Below are 19303 nucleotides of genomic sequence, written 5' to 3'. Positions count from 1 at the left end.
GTTCTTCCTTACCCTCTTATCGTTCGAAGCTAATGGCTTCGCTTCAGGATAGCACCTTTTCCGCACAAGACTTCATGTCGGACGGTTGCTGGGCTTCGTAGGGCCTTGTTCCCTCCACCGCTCAGAATAAGAGTATCCGTTACGAAAACCATCATATAAATGACACTCGATTATGTCAAGGGAATCGGACGAATTCGTAAAAGTTTTCACCGACTTGCAAAACATTTCTGTTTGTGAATCGACAAACATTTTTTTAATTCGTTTCTGTTTTTTAACACCTTGTGATAAGAGAATGTGATAAACTGTCTTTGTAAGAAAGCGCTTACTTAAAGAGAAGAAACGCTTGTGTTTAATTAGTGTGTCACATATAATTAAAAATGTCATACTGATTAATCGTAATCGCGGAAGTATGCGGATTTCATCCACATCTATTTAGGGGAAAGGTGGGATTCAGGATGGCGACAACGCTCCTGAAAATCGAAGAATTAATTAATGGTGCCGACATGAAACGGAACTTGACGGTTCCAGAACTGGTGGAAGAAGCCATCCAAAATGGGGAAGGTGTACTGACAAAAGACGGGGCTTTATCTGTCAGCACCGGTGCTTTTACCGGACGGTCACCGAAAGACAAATTCGTCGTCCAAGATGAAGTCAGCAACAACCTTGTCGATTGGGGAAAAGTGAACCAACCGATCGCGGAAGAGAAGTTTTCAGCACTTCTCGACAAAGTACTGAACCATTTAGAAAAGAAAGACAAACTTTATTACCTCGAAGCGTCTGCTGGTGCCGATGAGCACTACACGTTACCGGTCCGTGCCATTACGGAATATGCATGGCATAGTCTGTTCGCAAAACAGCTGTTTTTACGCGAATGGCCAACGAAAGGTGCGTTCGACCCGTTCACTGTGATCTATGCACCGAGTTATAAAGCAGATCCTGCAGTAGATGGTACGAATTCAGAGACGTTCATTCTCGTTTCATTCGCCAAGCGCACGATTCTGATCGGGGGAACAGAATACGGTGGCGAAATTAAAAAATCAATTTTCTCCGTCATGAACTTCTTGTTACCTGAGCAAAACGTCTTATCGATGCATTGTTCGGCAAACGTCAACGATGCAAACGAAACGGCACTTTTCTTCGGGTTGTCGGGAACTGGGAAGACGACACTTTCAGCTGATCCACAGCGCCACTTAATCGGAGACGATGAGCACGGATGGTCACCGGATGGGGTCTTCAACATCGAAGGCGGTTGCTACGCGAAGACGATCAACTTGTCGCGTGAGAACGAACCTCAAATCTATGATGCGATCCGCTTCGGTTCATTGATTGAAAACGTCGTATTGAATGAAGATCGTACACCGGACTACAAGAACATTTCCTTGACTGAAAATACGCGTGCGGCATATCCAATTGAATTTATCGACAACGCGATGCTCCCATCACGTGCCGGTCATCCGAACACGATTGTCTTTTTGACGGCCGATGCGTATGGTGTCTTGCCACCAATCAGCAAGTTGACGAAAGAACAGGCGATGTACCACTTCTTGTCTGGTTATACGTCTAAGCTTGCTGGTACGGAGCGTGGAGTCACAGAACCACAAGCGACGTTCTCAACTTGCTTCGGTTCACCGTTCCTTCCGCTCGCTCCAGAACGTTATGCGGATATGCTCGGTAAATTGATTGAAGAACACGATGTGGATGTCTACCTCGTCAACACGGGCTGGACAGGTGGAGCATACGGCGAAGGTTCACGTATGAAACTCGCCTATACGCGTGCGATGGTCAATGCCGCCGTCAACGGTCAGCTTCGTGATGTAGAGACGATGAAGCACGACATCTTCAATGTCGAGATTCCTGTAGCCATAGATGGTGTACCGAGTGACGTGCTCAATCCACGAGATACGTGGAGCGACCCATCTCGCTACGACGTAGAGGCAAAAGCACTCGCCATGAAATTTAAAGAAAATTTCAATCGCTTCACGAAAGCAAGTGAGTCCGTCATCGCAGCCGGACCACTCGTCATCTAACACCAAAAGCACTGACTCGATTTTTTTATCGAGTCAGTGCTTTTTCCTGTCGCAACATCCAATCCATCGCTTGTTCGGTCGTCTCCCATTTATCCCAAAACGGGAGCTGGTGACCGAACGGGAGCACCCAAAACTCTGCCTGTTCTCCTAATTTCTCAGCGACGGCCGTCGCATGACGTAAGCGAACTTGTTCATCGTCCGTACCGTGGATGAGCAGTGTCGGGGCGACCCATTCCTTGTAAAGCGGAGAACGGTCGACATACGCAGATTCTGCGGATTCGGGGTCCCCACCCGTCATCCGACGCAACATCTTCCGCATCGAACGCTGTTCTTCATACGTCCACTCGAGGTTTGTCACGCCAGCCCATGAAGTAACCGTCGTGACCGGTCGTTCAGAAGCGAGCGAGAGGGCCATCATGCCCCCTCTTGAAAAGCCGAGGACGTGGATTGGTCGCCCGCTCATGTGGACACGGTCGAATAGCGAGAGCACGTCTTCTAAGTCTTCTCCTCCAAAATCTTCTTTTCCCGTCCCTCCGTGATTGCCACGATAGACCGGGGCGACGACATGAAAGCCACGCGATGCAAACTGCATGAGACGAGGTAAACGGACATCCCCGATTCGCGCCGTTCCTCCTCGTAAGTACATCAACACTTGGCCGTTTGAACGTTTCGGCTCAATCGAATACGCTACGACCTCTTCCCCATCTGTCGTCGTGTACCATCCTCGCGTTACCCGGTAACCCGCATAAGGTGGTAACACATCGATTCGGTCAAACCAGTTTTTGATCATAGAGAACCCTCATCGTTTCTGGTAGGACACGGTCTTTCATCATGAAGCTGTAGCGTGGATTGCGCAATAAGTTATCCGGCAAGGCATCGATCAGGACAGCCCCATCTGTCTCGTCAATGGCGGGATGATCCTCGAATCGCTCAATCTCCGCATAATAAATGTTTTTGATGACCGTATCACCTCTACCTAACACACGGTACTGTCCCAAATATCGTAACGTTTTGACGACTCCACCGGTCTCTTCATACACTTCCCGGATGGCGGCATCGTCCTCGTGTTCTCCTGGCTCGACTTTCCCTCCTGGAAACTCGAGTCCGCGCTGTTTATGCTTCGTCAATACCCACTTGTCTTCATATCGGGCGACGACCCAGACGTGGAGCGGCGTGTCTGAGAACGGATAATGGGTGAAGCTTAACTCGACTTGATTATGATAGTAATCCTTGAATGTCTTCATAGTCCATCCCTTTCTTTCCCCTGTCTACTCTCACTTTACCTTGTCTTCACCCAGTTTCAAACAAAAAAATCGGTCCGACGCGCGGACCGATTCGTTTTCTTATTGATTCAAACGTTTTTCGAGCTCTGCTTTTTGTTCTTCATACCCTGGTTTTCCGAGTAACGCGAACATGTTCGCTTTGTATGCTTCGACGCCTGGCTGGTTAAACGGGTTCACCCCGAGGATGTATCCGCTCATCGCACATGCTTTTTCGAAGAAGTAGAACAAGTAACCGAGGTGATACGGTGTCATCTCTGGCAATTCGACGACCAAGTTCGGTACATCGCCGTCAGTGTGTGCGAGGAGTGTTCCTTCTGTCGCCTTGTCGTTCACGAACTGAATCGTTTCGCCTGCGAGGAAGTTCAAACCGTCCAAATCTTGAGCGTCTTCTGGGACGTTCATCGAGTGACGGACTTCTTTCACACGAATGACCGTCTCGAACAAGTCACGACGACCTTCTTGGATGTATTGCCCCATCGAGTGGAGATCCGTCGAGAAGTCGACAGCCGCCGGGAAGATCCCTTTGTTGTCTTTTCCTTCTGATTCACCGTAAAGCTGTTTCCACCATTCTGACACATAGTGAAGAGCTGGCTCATAGTTGACGAGCATCTCAATCGATTTGCCTTTCGCGTAAAGGGCGTTACGTACGACCGCATACTGATACGCTTCGTTTTCAGCCAATTCTGGTGAGCTGTAGGCGTTTTGTGCGTCGCGTGCCCCTTCCATCAACGCATCGATATCAATTCCTGCAGCGGCAATCGGAAGAAGTCCGACTGGCGTGAGGACTGAGAAACGTCCACCGACATCATCTGGAATCACGAACGTCTCGTATCCTTCTGCGTCCGCAAGTGTCTTGAGTGCACCACGGGCACGGTCTGTCGTTGCATAGATCCGCTCACGCGCTCCCTCTTGACCATACTTATCTTCCATGAACTGCTTGAGGACACGGAATGCAATCGCAGGTTCTGTCGTCGTTCCTGATTTTGAGATGACGTTGATTGAGACGTCTTTGCCTTCAAGTACTTGAAGCAACTCTCTCATATACGTTGAAGAGATATTGTGGCCCGCATAGAATACTTGTGGTGCCTTGCGCTCTTCTTTTGACAATACGTTGAAGAACGAATGTTGAAGCATTTCGATCGCTGCACGGGCACCGAGGTAAGATCCTCCGATTCCGACGACGACGAGAACGTCTGAATTCTCGCGAATTCGTTCCGCCGCAGCTTTGATTCGTGCGAACTCGTCTTGATCGTATTCGGTCGGAAGATCGACCCACCCAAGAAAATCACTTCCGGCACCGCTCCGCTCGTGAATCACCGAGTGAAGGGTTTTTACCGTTTCTTGCATTTGGTCGATTTCGTGCTTCCCTACGAATGAGAGCGCGTTTGAATAATCGAAACGTACAGTTGACATGTCATTTCCTCCTTTAAATCGCTCGTAAAAGAGCCATACATGACCCATCATAAACGGAAACGCTAGATTCGTTCAATCATTATTGCAAAATAGGCAATAAATTGCCTTATTTGCTGAGTTCAAGGATGTGCGCGACATCTTCACGTTCGAGTGTACGGAAACGACCGAATGCGCCACGTTTCATCGCAGAATCGAGAATCGCATCGAATGTCGACTCATCGATATCGTAGTCACGGAGTGAGTTTGGTGCACCGAGTTGGTCGAAGAATGCACGAATCGCCTCGATTGTACGTTTTCCAGTCTCCAAGTCGTTTTCACCTGGTTCCACATCGAATACTTCCGTACCGAGTCGGGCGAAACGGGCAGCATTGTCTTCATCCAATACATGCTCCATCCAACGTGGGAAGAGGATCGCGAGACCACCAGCGTGCGGGATATCGTGGACAGCCGATACTGCGTGCTCGATGTTGTGCGATGCCCAGTCCCCAGCAGCACCCATTTGAAGGACGCCGTTCAACGCCATCGTACCTGAGAACAAGATGATGGCACGTAAATCGACGTTTTCCAAATCGTTCACGAGTTTCGGTGCCGATTCAACGACTGCTTTCAAGACACCTTCTGTCATGCGTTCCTGTACCGGCGCATGGTTCGGGTGGAAGTATTGTTCGAAACAGTGGCTCATCATGTCGACAATACCGTAAATCGTCTGGTCTTTTGGAACCGAGACTGTATAACGTGGGTCAAGGATTGAGAATGTTGGGAAGACGAGTGGGTGACCCCAACCGAACTTCTCTTGTGTTTCCCAGTTTGTGATAACCGATCCTGAGTTCATTTCTGATCCTGTTGCCGCGAGTGTGAGGACCGTCCCAAATGGTACCGCCTCTGTCGGGATATGTTCACGGAGCACGATGTCCCATGCATCCCCTTCATAAGGAATCGCTGCTGAAATCAGTTTCGTACAGTCGATGACGGAACCTCCGCCGACTGCGAGCAACGCATCGATATTTTCTTCACGTGCAAATTTGACCGCACGACGTACTGTCTCAATACGCGGGTTCGGTTCGACGCCAGAGAAGTCTACATATGAGATGCCTGCCTTTTCAAGCTCAGCCACGACTTCATCGTACGTTCCGTTCTTTTTGATGCTTCCGCCACCATAGACGAGCATCACTTTCTTCGCGTCGAGCGCGTCAAGTTCTTTCGATAATGTTTCGACCTGATGTGTACCGAAGATCAGTTTCGTCGGATTTTTGTATTCAAAGTTGTGCATGATTCATCCTCCTCGTAGAAATATGTAACACGTACACTATATACCCTGTTTTCAAAGAATGAAAAGTATCGTGCTTATGCGTAAATGCGATCGATGATGCGATGGAGTATGACCGCTTCCTCTGCTTGCCGATAGTTCGGTTCCTTTCGGCACGCTTCGAGAAACAGCTGAATTTGACGTTCATACGGATCATATTCAGTCAAATAGGCAGGTCGTTCGTCAAACAGTGCCCCATGTTTTTCAGTATGGAGCGTGAGCGGGAATAGACTTGCCCCGGCGCTCGTTCCACGGCACTCGACACGCATCGTATCTTCTGCTTCGACATTGGCCATGTAACTGACGTCGAGCAACAAAGAAGCACCAGTATCGAAGGTGATCATCGCTCTCGCCGTGTCTTCGACAGACAGCGATTCATGGTCCCATTTGCCCATCAAGCCTACACCCGGACGGTTCCCTAAATATTGTCCGACGTGACCGACAACCTCTTTCGGTTCCGGATAATCCATCAAGTGAAGCGCGAGATCTAACATATGGACGCCGATATCGAGTAGTGCCCCTCCACCCTGAAGCTCTTTGTTCGTAAACACGCCCCATCCAGGAATGCCGCGTCGGCGAAGGGCAAGTGCCGTTGCCGCATAGATGTCCCCCATCTCTCCTGCGTCAATCATCCGTTTTAGGAGAACCGTGTCGGCACGATGCCGATAATGAAATCCATAATGGAGCGTCTTTCCCGCTCGTTTCGCTGCTTCTAACATCTCCACCGCTTCATTTTCCGATATGCCAGGAGGCTTCTCACAAAGCACATGGCATCCCGCTTCTAGTGCAAGAAGCACTTGCTCTTTATGTAAGGCGTTCGGCGTACAGATGCTGACCGCATCGAGCTGTTCGTGCGTGAGCATCTCTTCGACCGTTTCATAGACGTTTGGGATGTTAAACTGACGTGCGACACGTTCACCGTTCGCCCGTGTGCGGTTCATGACCGCTACCACATCCACCCCTGCTTTTACATAATTCGGAATGTGAGCACTCGTCGCAATCCCGCCCGTTCCAATGATGCCAATCTTCATCTAATCTCCCCCTATTCGAATTACAGTTTCGTCATAAGCCCCATCGATTCCTGTAAAACACAAAAAAGGTGACCCGTTTAGAACGGGTCACCTTGGAACACTTACTTCTTGAAGTTTGTGTTTTTGATCCAGTCTTCAAGTTTGTCTTTGAGGACTGTGAATCCTGGAGCTTCTTCTTGCTTGAAGTTTGAAGATGCTTCGTTGCGGCGTGGCGCACGACGAGCTGGCTTCGCAGACTTCTCGCGTTTTGGAGCTTCTTGAGTCGCTTTCATTGAAAGCTTGATCTTTTTAGAAGCTTCGTCCACTTCAAGGATTTTCACTTCAACTTCTTGACCAACTTGAACGTAATCGTTTACGTCTTTTACGTAGTCGTGTGAGATTTCTGAAATGTGTACAAGACCTTGAGTCTCGTCATCGAGTGCTACGAAAGCACCGAAAGGTTGAATTCCTGTTACTTTACCTGTTAATACTTGATCTTTTTCGTATTTTGCCATTACAAACAACTCCTATGCTAAATTCATCAACTTACTATAACATACTTTTTTCGATAAAGTGTACAAATTAGTAAAAAAGATTATTTTTGACGTGTTGATATGTTTTAAAGTCGAAGCGCGGGGTAAATACAAATCAAGCAAGACTTCAAGTATTCCCCCCTGATTCCGCTAGGCGACTCGCCTAGCCCTTTTTTTGTTCAAAAGGTCGTGAACGGCTTTTGATGGCGAATCGGATAGACCGTTTCTCCAGCCATTTCGTTCAACATCACCGCATTTCGATAGACGGCCATCCCTAGATTCGTCGCAGCGGGTCCGTGGGAATGCTCCAAATTCGTGTGCGTGAATAGTTTCCCTTTTATTGATTCGCTCATGACCACTTCGTACGTATCATGAACAGCCCACTCACTCTCTGCTTCCCAGACAATCGGGAGCTTCTCGACCCACGCCGGAATGACTGGACGATATCCGGTTGCCACGACAACAAGGTCATACTCCTTTTCGACCGCTTCGTTTGTATATCGTTGCGTCCCTTTCAAGCGATGTTTCAACCAGTCATAGGAAATGGATTCCACCTCGACTTGCGTCAGCATCTCTGCTCGCTTCGGCTTACCTTCTGCAGTCCGGTGATAGAGCGCCTCATAAATCGCCGTCATCGTCTCAGGGTTGACGCCATGGCGGAAACGTTCAAATGATTGAAGCAATTTTTGACGTGCTTCGTAAGACAAACCATGAAAATATTCGACATAGTCCACACTAAAAATCTCTTCCCCGAGCTTTCCTGCTTCAAGCGACTCGAAATGATCAGAACGTGTGATCCAGTCGACACGTTGTTCATCCGTCGCTTCACGGAATAAATCGAGAAACACTTCTGCCGCACTCTGTCCACTGCCGACGACCGCGACGCGATAACGATCTCGAAGGACGTCCCGATAGGTCAAATACTCGCTCGTATGGATCACTTGTTCAAAACCTTCTGGTACAAACGGTTCTGCCCCAGTTCCAAGAACAACATGTGTAGCTTGAACTTGAGTCGTTTCACCGTTTGATTCGACCGTCACGAGAAAACCATTTTCCTCGACCAACACATCTGTCACCTCGTGATTGAAGTAGATGGTCGACAGCTGTTCTGCGACCCAACGCAAATATCGATTGTATTCCGTCCGAGGAATCTTATCTTGTTCTTGCGTGATGAACGTCTGGAGACGCCCCATCTCACTCAAGTAGTTCAAGAAACTCGATGGATTGGTCGGATCCGCGAGCGTGACGAGATCTTGTAAGTAATGTGTTTGCATCGTCATCCCTTCAATGAGCATCCCTTCATGCCACATCATTTCCTTCCGCTTTTCAAAGCAAATCCCGCGTAATGATGTTTTTTCAGCGAGAGCCATTAATCCAAGATTATACGGCCCACATCCGATTGCAACAAAGTCAACTTGTTTCATTTTCTTCACCTCGCCCGTCTTTTCCCTTTCATTATATCGCTAAAACGGCAAAAGACCCTCACGAATGAGAGTCCTTGACTACTGTGACTTCGAATTGCTGCATGAATCGATGGATGCGTCGAATCGCTTCTTGTAACTGTTCGAGCGACGTCGCATAGCTCGCTCGCACGAACCCTTCCCCACTCTCACCGAAGGCGTTCCCTGGGACGACGGCGACCCGTTCTTCAAGCAAGAGACGTTCCGCAAATTCTTCACTCGTCAACCCCGTGTGTCGAATCGACGGGAAGGCATAGAAAGCTCCACCCGGCACGTGTGTCTGGAGACCTGCCTCATTCAGCGCCTGAATGAAATAGTTCCGACGTTGACGATAGCTCTTCACCATGTTCGGTACGTGTTGATGACGTGAACGAAGTGCCTCGAGTCCGCCGAATTGAACGAGCGTCGGTGCACACATCATGCCATATTGATGCACCTTCAACATTTCCCGCGTCACGACTTCAGGGGCACAAGTGAAACCGAGGCGCCATCCCGTCATCGCGAACGCTTTTGAGAAACCATTGATGACGATTGTCCGGTCTCGCATATCGTGAAGTGTCGCGAAACTCGTGAACGGCTCGTCATAGCAAAGTTCTGCATAAATCTCGTCACTGACAACCCAAAGGTCATACTTGGTCGCAAGTTCTGCGATTTGCGCGAGCTCGTCGGCGTTCATCGTCGCTCCCGTCGGGTTGGACGGGAAGCAGAGGAGAATCGCCTTCGTCCGCTCGGTGATGACGCGCTCGACATCATCGCGGTCAAGGCGAAAACCCTTTTCAGGACGACAGGCGACAGGCACAACTTTCCCACCCGCCATCTCGATGAGCGGTCCGTAAGATACGAAGGCAGGTTCGACGACGATGACTTCATCTCCTGGGTTCAGGAGGGCACGGAATGCGATATCGAGCGCCTGTGAGGCACCTGTCGTCACAATCAATTCCGATGACGGATCGTATTTGACTGAAAATCGTTCTTTCATATAAGTAGCAATCTCTTCTCGTAATTCGATGAGTCCTGCATTGGCACTATACGCCGTATATCCTTGTTCGAGTGCAACATAACTCGCTTCTCGTACGTTCCAAGGCGTGATGAAATCCGGTTCTCCCACCCCGAGAGAAACCACATTTTCCATCGTCTGCGCCAAATCAAAGAAGCGGCGGATGCCCGATGGTTTCATCGAGACAACTTGATTGGATAATGACTTCATGGCGTGATGTTCAACCGCTTGTCTTCAGTTTGTGGGGTGAACAAAATCCCGTCGTGCTTGTACGTCTTCAATTTGAAGTGTGTCGTCGTCGACAAGACCGAGTCAAGCGGTGACAACTTATCAGAGACAAACGAAGCCACATCTTGGAGCGAGCTCGCTTGAATGACGACTTGGAGATCGTAGGCACCTGACATCAAATAAAGGGCCGTCACTTCCGGGAAGCGATAAATACGCTCTGCCACATCATCAAATCCACGTCCTCGTTTCGGCGCAACTTTGACATCGATAAACGCCGTGACATCATGCCGGTTGATTTTTTGCCAATTGACCATCGCTCGGAAACCAAGCAAAATCCCATCTTGTTTGAACTTCTCGAGCATCGACTCAATCGTCTCTTCATCGAGCGCCAACAAATCAGCTAACATCTTCGTCTCCAAATAGCCCTTTTCTTCTAACAACTCTAATAGTTCAAGTTCTTTTGATGAATACATACTTATTCTCCTTCCGTCCGACCAGGTAGCACGCCTGTGAACGTTCTCTCTGTCTGTCTCACGTATGGACGTCGTTCCTCTTGGACCATATGGAAATTCTTCATCCCCATGTTTGTCAGCCCATGTTTCTGACAAAAGCGGTCAAAATAACGACGTCTCGTTTCGTCTTGTTTTGCCGATAAGTTGTCCGTCCCGTTGAATGCGTAGAGAACCGTCGCTCGAGCGGGATGGGACACGGTGAACGTCTTCATGACCCTCAAGAAGAAATCCCAGTCCCAATAATTATAGACATCTTCATCGAAGAGACCGATTGTGTCATGGATTGATTTGCGATACATCGTACCGGACGGGATGAACGTCGAGTCCTTTCGCATCCGCTCACGGTCGAAGTCATATGCGAACGGTTCCCAGTTCGTCACTACTCGACGACCGCCTTCCCATGTAAAACGGAATAGCTCGGCATCCGTATAGACGAAGTCCGCTTCTTGAAGATCGTGCAAACCGTCCTCGAGGTGAGTCGGCATAAGCAAATCATCATCGTCTAACAGTAAGATGACGTCACCTTTTGCTTCGAGTACGCCACGATTCCGCGCACGGACGTGATGGTTCTCCCCGACTTCAATGACACGCACATCCAATTGATTCAAAAAAGGCGCCAAAATATGCTGTTTTGGCGGCCCTTCATTATTCATGACCAAGACTTCGAACTGCTGAAACGTTTGGACCGTTAAGCTTTCAAGCAGCTCCGTCAATTCCGTTTCGCGCTTATACGCTGGAATGACGATTGAGACAGTCGGGTTCATCCGCGATATGCCGTCTCAACGTGTGGAAGGATTGCTTCCCAACTCACGCCATTCTCTTTTGAAACGGTTACGAAGTCGCCGTATGCGAATACACTCTCGACACCTTCAATCTCGACAAGTTTCGCAAGGAGCGGCTGATCTGTCGCTTCTCCTGCTTTCACACTTTGGCTTTTTGCGCCGAATACGTTTTCTGGAAGTGTGACTTTCATAGCATTCGGGTTTGGTGTTGGATCAATTCGTAACATTAATTCTTCCTCCTTATAGTTGGCAAGATGACGACGCGAATAGTTGCTGCGCCATCTTTATGATTTCTTCTTCAGGGGGACACTCATCGAACGCTTCAAGAAGCGTACGGCGAATCACATCGGTCAATTGTTCTGAAGATTCGACATAGGTTAATGCCACCATCACCTCATCGAACTCTGGTCCGTATGAACCTGTTCCATAACCGAGCGGGTCCCATGTTAATAATAAGTCTTCTGTACGCACTTGTTAAACCCTTCTTTTCGTTGAAATCCATGTCCTACCTCATCAATCTACCTTACTTTTTGTTCGGATACCAGCCTTGACAAATTGATTCGCCCATCACGATTTATTGGAACACTATATCTAGTATCGATTGATTCAGGCAGGTATTTTGATAAGCGGCGTCAAATACAATACATTCGTGCCTACATAGAGGTTTAAACAATCCTTCTTAGAAGATGAAATCGAATTCATTTTTTGTGAGAAACTGTGCAATTAGAATTCATAAAAATTTTTCATCTCATTTCTCTGTCTCAAATTGGGTCATGAAGCCCTTTTCGAACAAAAGCAAAAGAGCGACTCACACATTCGCGAATGTCAAGGATTGAAAAACTAAATATAGGTGTTTTATGATTAAAAAGATTAAAATGTGTCAATATATAGTTAACAGCTATTTTGGTCGTTGACACATTATTGTGACAGGTTAGGAAGTTCTTATTATACTTTCATAACGTCTACATCTATTAAAGGAGTGATCGATTTTGACATCCCCTATCCACCACGAGACGATGCTACCAGCGGCACCAACGCTTGCTGATGTTTCTTCTCTTATTCAATCTATCCAAACACGGTATCCTCATTTAAGTGTACAGCGTTACGAGGAACGCGCGATTCGGGCGCTCGAGACGAAGACGCTGACACAAGATGTAGTATATGACTTATTGACGATGCATGCGCTCGATATGTTGAAAGCCGAAGAGCCGGACTGGACGTTCGTGGCGACTGAGATGTATCTGAACCGTCTGTATCTCGAGGCGGCACGCAATCGTGGCTATGATGCGTCGATGCGCTACGGCAACTTTCATCACTTGATCGAGACGTTGACATCAAAACGCATCTTCACTTCAGCACTAATTGATACGTATTCAAAAGAAGATATGGACCACCTCGAGACATTGATTGACCCGTCTCGCGACCGTCTCTTCACCTACATCGGACTTCGCACGTTATCGGACCGTTACCTCGGCCGCGATCATGTGAAGAATTTATACGAGCTTCCACAAGAGCGCTTCATGGTCATCGCGATGACCCTCATGCAAAAAGAGGATGAGAAAACACGCCTCAAACTCGTCGAAGAAGCGTACTGGGCGCTCTCAAACCTCTATATGACCGTCGCGACACCGACGTTATCGAACGCTGGTAAATCATACGGTCAGCTCAGCTCTTGCTTCATTGATACAGTCGACGACTCGCTTCGCGGCATCTACGACTCTAACACCGATGTGGCGACACTTTCGAAAGGTGGTGGCGGAATCGGTGTCTACCTCGGCAAAATTCGCTCACGCGGAAGTGACATCAAAGGATTCAAAGGCGTCTCGAGCGGCGCCCTTCCTTGGATGAAACAATTGAACAATACGGCCGTTTCTGTCGACCAACTCGGCATGCGCCAAGGTTCAATCGCCGTATATCTAGACATCTGGCATAAAGATATCTTCGAATTCTTAGATGCGAAGTTGAACAACGGGGACGAGCGTCTTCGGACACATGATTTGTTCACGGGAGTCTGTTTACCGGACCTCTTCATGCGTACGGTCGAAGCGCGCGGTGAATGGCACTTATTCGACCCGCATGAAATTCGCACGGTGATGGGATATAGCCTTGAGGACTACTTCGACGAAACGGAGAACGGCGGCAGCTTCACAGAGAAATACATGGAGTGCGTCAATACGCCTGAGCTATCACGCGTGACCGTACCTGCCATCGACCTCGTGAAGCGTTACATGCGCTCACAGCTTGAGACAGGTACGCCGTACATGTTCTTCCGTGACGCCGTGAACCGGGCAAACCCAAACAAACACGCCGGTATGATCTATAGCTCGAACCTCTGTTCAGAGATCGCACAAAACATGTCGGCAACGACGATTGAAGAAGAGTACACACAAGACGGAAAAATCGTCATCACGAAAACACCAGGTGATTTCGTCGTCTGTAACTTGAGCTCAATCGCACTCGCCCGTGCGGTGAAAGCGGACGTGCTCGAACGCCTAATCCCGATTCAAATGCGTATGCTCGACAACGTCATCGACTTGAACACCATTGAAGTGCCACAGGCGATGATCACGAACCAGAAGTATCGCGCGGTCGGTCTCGGCACATTCGGATGGCATCATTTGCTCGCCCTCGAGGGAATCCGCTGGGAATCGGTCGACGCCGTTCAATACGCGGAGAAACTTTACGAGAAGATTGCCTACCTCACGATCCAAGCTTCGATGGAGCTCGCGAAGGAGAAAGGCGCGTTCGGCGTCTTCGAAGGATCGGAATGGCATACAGGTGAATACTTCAAGCGCCGGAACTATCGCTCGCACGACGATTTGGATTGGGATGGTCTTGCAGAAGCCGTCCACCAAAACGGTGTCCGTAACGCCTATATGATGGCTGTTGCACCGAACTCGTCGACCGCCATCATTGCGGGTAGTACCGCGTCGATTGACCCGGTCTATAAGAAAGTCTACTCAGAAGAGAAGAAAAACTACAAGATTCCGGTCACGGTGCCAGATTTGACACCTGAGACGAACTGGTTCTACAAATCAGCTTTCGAAGTCGATCAACTATGGAGCATCCGTCAAAACGCATCGCGCCAACGTCACATCGACCAAGCAATCAGCTTCAACTTGTACGTGAAGAACGATGTGAAAGCGACAGAGCTTCTCGCGATGCACTTAGAAGCTTGGTCTCTCGGTATGAAATCGATTTATTACACACGTTCAACGACCGTTGAAGTAGATGAATGTGAGTCTTGTGCCTCATAACTTGTTTGATTCATCATTAGTCCGTTTTTAGTGAAAGGTGGTTAACGACATGAACATTGCAATCATTTGTCATTCGATGAGCGGAAACACAGAAGAAGTGGCAACGCTCATCGAGTCGACCCACCATCATCGTGGTGACCACGTTGTCCGCTACGACGCAGATCGGGTCGGATACCGGGAAGCCCAGTCTCTCGCATCGTGTGACCTCGTCTATTTCGGGTCTTACACATGGGCAGATGGCATCTTGCCGGATGAAATGAAGGACACGTTCCGTCTCGTACTGAAAGAATTGAATGTACCGATTCGTCAGGCAGCCGTATTCGGAACGGGTGACAAAATGTTTGTTCACTTCTGTCGAGCGGTCGATGAGATGGCGTACCACCTTTCAAAATACGGAATCCCACTCGCAGGTGAACTGCTTAAAATCGAGCAGTCCCCTCGCAACCAACCGTTCAACGTCCAGCACTGGGCAGAACGGATGGCTCAGAATGTAGAAGAAGGAGTCATGCATCATGTCGATTCAGAAAATCAAATTATTGTCGCCCAAACATCCTAACCGGGCAACCGCCATCATCGGCGGCGAAACAAGCTCAATCGTGAACTGGAACGATATCGCATATCCTCAGTTTTATACGATTTATAAGCAATTGCTTTCAAACTTTTGGATCCCAGATGAGATCTCGATGTCGAAAGACATGCAACAGTGGCCGCAACTAACTGAACGTGAACAAGATGCCTTCAAGCGAATCATCGGGCTGTTATCAATTCTCGACTCTGTCCAGACACGATATATCCTCGAGTCGTCAATGTTCTCGTCAGACTCATCCGTGCACGCCGTACTTGCCGTCATCGCGCAACAGGAAGTCGTACACAATCAATCGTATAGTTACGTTTTATCAAGCCTTGTCCCACTCGCTGAACAAAATCGCATCTTTGATATTGCGAAAGACGACGAGATGGTCATGAAACGTAACCAATTCATCCTGGACTTATATGAAGAATTCCGCGACACGCCAAACGCAGAGAATTTCGCAAAATCACTTGTAGCCTCGGTCATTTTGGAAGGCATCAACTTCTATTCTGGCTTCGCCTATTTCTATAACTTGGCCCGTCATCAAAAAATGGTCGGGACGTCAACGATGATCAGTTATATTCAGCGTGACGAGATGCAACATTCTTACTTCATCAGCCAGTTGCTCCGTGCCGTATTGACTGAAAATCCAAAGATTGATGCGGACGGACAGTTCAGCCAATTCGTATACGATACGATGGCAGAGGCCGTCGACCTTGAGATCGAGTGGTGTGAATACGTCCTTCGCGACCTCGATGGACTCGACGTCAGTGAGATGCGTGACTACGTCAAATACTTGGCAAACAAACGCTTACGTGTAATCGGTCTGAACGACTTGTACGAAGGATATGACGAAGATGTCATGCCTTGGATCCGTGCATACTCAGACGACTCGCTCAACGCAACAAAATCTGATTTCTTCGAACAAAAATCGCGTTCGTATGCGAAAGTGACAGACGCGAACGGTTTCGACGACTTGTAAAATTCTTCTCAACCGAACCTTTACATGGTTCGGTTTTTTATATGGTTCGGTTTTTTTTGATGCATCAAAAAACCTTAGACACGTTCGTCTAAGGTTTTTCGAATTAATGATAAGTTTGTACGTATTTAGCGATTCCTTCCGCAACACCCTCTGCCATACGCTGGCGAGATGCGTCACTGCGAAGATACGTCAAATCCGTTGGAGAAGAAATGAATCCGAGCTCAACGAGAGCCGATGGCATCGTATTATACGTGATGACGTAATAGTTTGCCGTCTTCACACCTCGGTTTGACATCCCACTCATCTTCCCGACTAGGTTACTTTGAATGTTCGTAGCCAACACGCTACTACGTGCACTGTGAGCCGAACGTGTCGAATAGAATGTTTCCAATCCTTTTGCTGCTGATGAACCTGCTGCGTTGACGTGCATACTGACGAACAAGTCACCACGCAATGACTTCGCTGCAGCGACACGTTGATCAAGCGTCAAGTAAACGTCTGTCGAACGTGTCAGACGAACTGTATACCCGTATTTCGAACGAAGGTAGGCTTCCACACGTTGTGATACATCTAATACAATCGTCTTTTCATAGAGCGAACCGTTCAGTGCCCCTGGGTCTTTCCCGCCATGTCCAGGATCAAGAACGATGACAGCTCCAGAAGATTCACTCGGTTTCGATGCTGTGACGAAAGCTGAAGAAACGTAAGCATCTTTTCCATTGTATTTGATTTTGTGGAAACCATTTACCGTCCCATAATAAGCGACAGCCGTGCCATGATCGAGTTTCCCTACTACGCTTGAGTTAAGACTCGCTTGAGAACGAACATTCAACACATCACCTGGCGTGTTAATATATACCGTTCCTTTCGGTGCCGCTTCAGGCTCAGCCGGAGCTTTCCCAGCAGTCAACCATGAGCTTGCCGTGTAGTAGACTTTCGACCCGATGTGAACCGTCGACCAGCTTCCATTATACGATTTGTATGATACAGCTGTGTATTTCGGAAGCACAAGTTGCACTGGCGAACTTTGATGCGTTCTTCCGAACAAGTTGACGTTTCGGTTAGCATATCCCTGAGTCAATCCGTCGTTTGGTTCCGTTGTTGTAGGTGGTTGTGTTTCCGTTTTAGAAGTTGAGATCCAAGCTGTCGGTGTATAATATGTCGCATTCCCGATATACACGGTCGACCAACTTGAATTGTACTTACTTGAAACGACTGCAGTATTGATTGACAATACTTTCGCTACGCTAGAACTTTGGCTTCGCATCACGAAAAGTTTTAATTCTCGGTTTGCATAACCATTTTCTTTGACAATCTGTGGCTTGAGCGATCCAGGCGTAATCCACGCTGTCGGCGTATAATATGTCGCGCTCCCGATATACACGGTCGACCAGCTCGAGTTGTATTTGCTAGAAGTGACGACTGTATGTTTCGGTAACACCTTCTGCACAACCGAACTTTGACTCCGCATCGCAAACAATTTCATTTCACGGTTTGCGTAACCTTCCGTTCGGTTCACTGTTGCATCTGTCAGTTTTGGTGCAATGTACATCTTCGCAGCATAGTATGTCTTTCCGTTCAAATAGACTTTCGCCCATGAAGAGTTATGAACGGCATACTTGACTTCTGTCCCTTTTTTCAACGTCGTGACAATGCTGGCTGCACGATGTGATGTGACACGGATGTTTAAGTTTTCGGTTGTCACACCTGTTGAAGTTGCTGACTGAGTCGTCAACGAACTCGAAGGAGAAGAAAGTTTGCGGATGTATTGAGCCGATGCATAATATGTACGACTATCGACATACACTTTATGCCAGGACTGATTATACGTCCCGTATTTCACTTTCGTGCCTTTCGGCAATGTCTTGACGACTGTCCCGCTCAAACTTGGTGTTGAACGAATATTCAAATTCACAGTCGTCTCCCCATCGTACGTTGCGGCTTCAACTGAAGGAAGTTGCATTCCAAATAAGAGAACCGTTAAGATGAGTGCGATTTTTACAAGCTTCATTTTCATCCAAAATATTCCTTTCTTCTAGCGGCATTTCCTACTAACAACAACTTCATATTAGCATAATGCTTTTTTAAAAAAAGTAAATATTTGAAAAAAAGATGAATGTTTTTGATAAAAAGGTAAATGTTTTTATTGTTGGGGTTTAATGACTAAGAATTGATGATTTTCGTAAGTTTCTTCTACAATATGAAAGGTTTCAGGAATCCGATATTCATAAGCATCTTCATATAAAAGACCATCTTTTGATTGTTGAATCACAAATCCATCAAGCCCCTCAATATGAGCAATTTTCAAAAAACGTTCTACATGTTTCTCTCTCTCCATATATCGGTCAAATCGCTCAAAAGGTTTAGGATCAATTCCACCCCAATAGCGTCCAGACTGATACGTGACATAGGTTCTGACGGAAGCTTCCGTAATCGGATCCGGTGTATGATCAAAACGCCCGAAGTCACGTGTGGATTTTTCATCAATCAATGCATACAATGAGTCAAACAATTGATAGTTGCACTGTTCCCCTAAAGAAATCACAGCACGTTGCAGTTGCTCGATATGCAGCTGTAACGACTCTCCTTGGCGATTCGGCTTCAGCTTTTTATCTCCTTCGTAAGCATTCAATATCCTCGCCACTTCTCCGGCCTCTTCTACGATTTGAAAATATAACTGTTCTTTCGTCACTTCTCTTACATTCGCTTCTGGTTGTTGAAGTGAAATGGCATACTGGTTCGCGAGACACGTGGAAATGACGAGCACATCGAGCAGTTCTTCTTTTAACTCCTCCGCTGTTCCTCTCCGCATCGCTCCTCCCACTTCTCCTACTTCTTCTAACAATCGTGCCAGCCCCGATAACGGTCTCCAGTAGCCTCCCAAATGAAGAATCATCGTATCAATTTTTTGTTGAATCTCTCTCATGTTCATTCACCTATCT

The 19303-nt window shown here is 47.8% G+C and carries 18 protein-coding genes and 1 riboswitch; of the genes, 4 read left to right on the top strand and 14 right to left on the bottom strand.

From position 1 onward, the window contains the following. Positions 1-13: 13 nt before the first annotated feature. A riboswitch (SAM riboswitch) is annotated at positions 14-133 on the bottom strand. 322 nt (positions 134-455) lie between these two features. Continuing rightward, complete coding sequence (gene pckA, locus KNO92_RS03465; RefSeq protein ID WP_214693382.1) at positions 456-2027, top strand: phosphoenolpyruvate carboxykinase (ATP); 1572 nt, start codon at positions 456-458, stop codon at positions 2025-2027. 25 nt (positions 2028-2052) lie between these two features. On the opposite strand, the gene KNO92_RS03460 is transcribed toward pckA, so the two are convergent. The 12 genes from KNO92_RS03460 to KNO92_RS03405 all read right to left on the bottom strand — a co-directional run bounded on the left by KNO92_RS03460 (position 2053) and on the right by KNO92_RS03405 (position 12022). Then, the gene (locus KNO92_RS03460; protein ID WP_214693384.1) at positions 2053-2817 is read right to left on the bottom strand and encodes an alpha/beta hydrolase family protein; all 765 of its coding nucleotides are present in this window, start codon (positions 2815-2817) and stop codon (positions 2053-2055) included. Next, entirely contained in the window at positions 2798-3271 is a 474-nt protein-coding gene (gene ytkD, locus KNO92_RS03455) for an RNA deprotection pyrophosphohydrolase (protein WP_074033492.1), read from the bottom strand. The genes KNO92_RS03460 and ytkD overlap by 20 nt, the downstream gene beginning before the upstream one ends. 99 nt (positions 3272-3370) lie before the next feature. Further along, the gene (locus tag KNO92_RS03450) at positions 3371-4723 is read right to left on the bottom strand and encodes a glucose-6-phosphate isomerase (protein ID WP_214693386.1); all 1353 of its coding nucleotides are present in this window, start codon (positions 4721-4723) and stop codon (positions 3371-3373) included. Between the two features lie 106 nt (positions 4724-4829). Beyond that, positions 4830-5993 carry an iron-containing alcohol dehydrogenase gene (locus tag KNO92_RS03445; protein ID WP_214693388.1) on the bottom strand — a complete coding sequence of 388 codons (1164 nt, stop codon included), beginning with the start codon at positions 5991-5993 and terminating at the stop codon, positions 4830-4832. Positions 5994-6067: 74 nt separating this feature from the next. After that, the gene (locus tag KNO92_RS03440) at positions 6068-7060 is read right to left on the bottom strand and encodes a Gfo/Idh/MocA family protein (RefSeq protein WP_214760121.1); all 993 of its coding nucleotides are present in this window, start codon (positions 7058-7060) and stop codon (positions 6068-6070) included. 101 nt (positions 7061-7161) lie between these two features. After that, positions 7162-7554 carry a S1 domain-containing post-transcriptional regulator GSP13 gene (yugI, locus tag KNO92_RS03435; RefSeq protein ID WP_074033496.1) on the bottom strand — a complete coding sequence of 131 codons (393 nt, stop codon included), beginning with the start codon at positions 7552-7554 and terminating at the stop codon, positions 7162-7164. Between the two features lie 197 nt (positions 7555-7751). After that, complete coding sequence (locus KNO92_RS03430) at positions 7752-8996, bottom strand: lysine N(6)-hydroxylase/L-ornithine N(5)-oxygenase family protein (RefSeq protein WP_214760120.1); 1245 nt, start codon at positions 8994-8996, stop codon at positions 7752-7754. Positions 8997-9054: 58 nt separating this feature from the next. After that, entirely contained in the window at positions 9055-10239 is a 1185-nt protein-coding gene (locus KNO92_RS03425; protein ID WP_214693393.1) for an aminotransferase, read from the bottom strand. Beyond that, positions 10236-10730, bottom strand: coding sequence for an Lrp/AsnC family transcriptional regulator (locus KNO92_RS03420; protein ID WP_074033499.1), 495 nt, complete (start codon positions 10728-10730; stop codon positions 10236-10238). The genes KNO92_RS03425 and KNO92_RS03420 overlap by 4 nt, the downstream gene beginning before the upstream one ends. Before the next feature lie 2 nt (positions 10731-10732). Then, positions 10733-11533, bottom strand: coding sequence for a glycosyltransferase family 2 protein (locus KNO92_RS03415; RefSeq protein ID WP_214760119.1), 801 nt, complete (start codon positions 11531-11533; stop codon positions 10733-10735). After that, positions 11530-11778, bottom strand: a complete 249-nt coding sequence (locus KNO92_RS03410; RefSeq protein ID WP_012726804.1) for a NifU N-terminal domain-containing protein — start codon at positions 11776-11778, stop codon at positions 11530-11532. The genes KNO92_RS03415 and KNO92_RS03410 overlap by 4 nt, the downstream gene beginning before the upstream one ends. Positions 11779-11791: 13 nt before the next feature. Continuing rightward, a complete protein-coding gene (locus tag KNO92_RS03405; protein WP_214693397.1) occupies positions 11792-12022 on the bottom strand; it encodes a DUF1871 family protein in 231 nt (76 codons plus the stop codon). A 545-nt stretch (positions 12023-12567) separates the two neighbouring features. On the opposite strand from KNO92_RS03405, the gene KNO92_RS03400 reads away from it, so the two are divergent. The 3 genes from KNO92_RS03400 to KNO92_RS03390 are packed head-to-tail and all read left to right on the top strand — an operon-like array spanning position 12568 to position 16361. Then, positions 12568-14808, top strand: coding sequence for a ribonucleoside-diphosphate reductase subunit alpha (locus KNO92_RS03400; RefSeq protein ID WP_214694010.1), 2241 nt, complete (start codon positions 12568-12570; stop codon positions 14806-14808). Between the two features lie 49 nt (positions 14809-14857). Then, positions 14858-15364, top strand: coding sequence for a flavodoxin domain-containing protein (locus KNO92_RS03395; protein ID WP_214693399.1), 507 nt, complete (start codon positions 14858-14860; stop codon positions 15362-15364). Further along, complete coding sequence (locus tag KNO92_RS03390) at positions 15321-16361, top strand: ribonucleotide-diphosphate reductase subunit beta (RefSeq protein ID WP_074033504.1); 1041 nt, start codon at positions 15321-15323, stop codon at positions 16359-16361. Before KNO92_RS03395 ends, KNO92_RS03390 begins: the two co-directional genes overlap by 44 nt. A gap of 103 nt (positions 16362-16464) precedes the next feature. On the opposite strand, the gene KNO92_RS03385 is transcribed toward KNO92_RS03390, so the two are convergent. Both KNO92_RS03385 and KNO92_RS03380 read right to left on the bottom strand, forming a co-directional pair. Continuing rightward, positions 16465-18378 (bottom strand): N-acetylmuramoyl-L-alanine amidase family protein, encoded by a 1914-nt coding sequence (locus KNO92_RS03385; RefSeq protein ID WP_214760117.1) that lies wholly within the window; start codon positions 18376-18378, stop codon positions 16465-16467. Positions 18379-18504: 126 nt separating this feature from the next. Further along, a complete protein-coding gene (locus KNO92_RS03380) occupies positions 18505-19287 on the bottom strand; it encodes a MazG nucleotide pyrophosphohydrolase domain-containing protein (protein ID WP_251126886.1) in 783 nt (260 codons plus the stop codon). Positions 19288-19303 lie beyond the last annotated feature (16 nt).

Origin of the sequence: Exiguobacterium sp. s129 (genome assembly GCF_018617585.1) — a bacterium.
Classification (GTDB): Bacteria; Bacillota; Bacilli; order Exiguobacteriales; family Exiguobacteriaceae; genus Exiguobacterium; species Exiguobacterium aestuarii_A.
Note: the sequence above shows the minus strand (reverse complement) of the source record. Positions and strands in the feature narration are given on the sequence as shown.

Coding starts and splice junctions, on each gene's coding strand:
- pckA (WP_214693382.1), top strand. CDS start 456: ATGGCGACAACGCTCCTGAAAATCGAAGAATTAATTAATGGTGCCGAC.
- KNO92_RS03460 (WP_214693384.1), bottom strand. CDS start 2,817: ATGATCAAAAACTGGTTTGACCGAATCGATGTGTTACCACCTTATGCG.
- ytkD (WP_074033492.1), bottom strand. CDS start 3,271: ATGAAGACATTCAAGGATTACTATCATAATCAAGTCGAGTTAAGCTTC.
- KNO92_RS03450 (WP_214693386.1), bottom strand. CDS start 4,723: ATGTCAACTGTACGTTTCGATTATTCAAACGCGCTCTCATTCGTAGGG.
- KNO92_RS03445 (WP_214693388.1), bottom strand. CDS start 5,993: ATGCACAACTTTGAATACAAAAATCCGACGAAACTGATCTTCGGTACA.
- KNO92_RS03440 (WP_214760121.1), bottom strand. CDS start 7,060: ATGAAGATTGGCATCATTGGAACGGGCGGGATTGCGACGAGTGCTCAC.
- yugI (WP_074033496.1), bottom strand. CDS start 7,554: ATGGCAAAATACGAAAAAGATCAAGTATTAACAGGTAAAGTAACAGGA.
- KNO92_RS03430 (WP_214760120.1), bottom strand. CDS start 8,996: ATGAAACAAGTTGACTTTGTTGCAATCGGATGTGGGCCGTATAATCTT.
- KNO92_RS03425 (WP_214693393.1), bottom strand. CDS start 10,239: ATGAAGTCATTATCCAATCAAGTTGTCTCGATGAAACCATCGGGCATC.
- KNO92_RS03420 (WP_074033499.1), bottom strand. CDS start 10,730: ATGTATTCATCAAAAGAACTTGAACTATTAGAGTTGTTAGAAGAAAAG.
- KNO92_RS03415 (WP_214760119.1), bottom strand. CDS start 11,533: ATGAACCCGACTGTCTCAATCGTCATTCCAGCGTATAAGCGCGAAACG.
- KNO92_RS03410 (WP_012726804.1), bottom strand. CDS start 11,778: ATGTTACGAATTGATCCAACACCAAACCCGAATGCTATGAAAGTCACA.
- KNO92_RS03400 (WP_214694010.1), top strand. CDS start 12,568: ATGCTACCAGCGGCACCAACGCTTGCTGATGTTTCTTCTCTTATTCAA.
- KNO92_RS03395 (WP_214693399.1), top strand. CDS start 14,858: ATGAACATTGCAATCATTTGTCATTCGATGAGCGGAAACACAGAAGAA.
- KNO92_RS03390 (WP_074033504.1), top strand. CDS start 15,321: ATGTCGATTCAGAAAATCAAATTATTGTCGCCCAAACATCCTAACCGG.
- KNO92_RS03385 (WP_214760117.1), bottom strand. CDS start 18,378: ATGAAAATGAAGCTTGTAAAAATCGCACTCATCTTAACGGTTCTCTTA.
- KNO92_RS03380 (WP_251126886.1), bottom strand. CDS start 19,287: ATGAGAGAGATTCAACAAAAAATTGATACGATGATTCTTCATTTGGGA.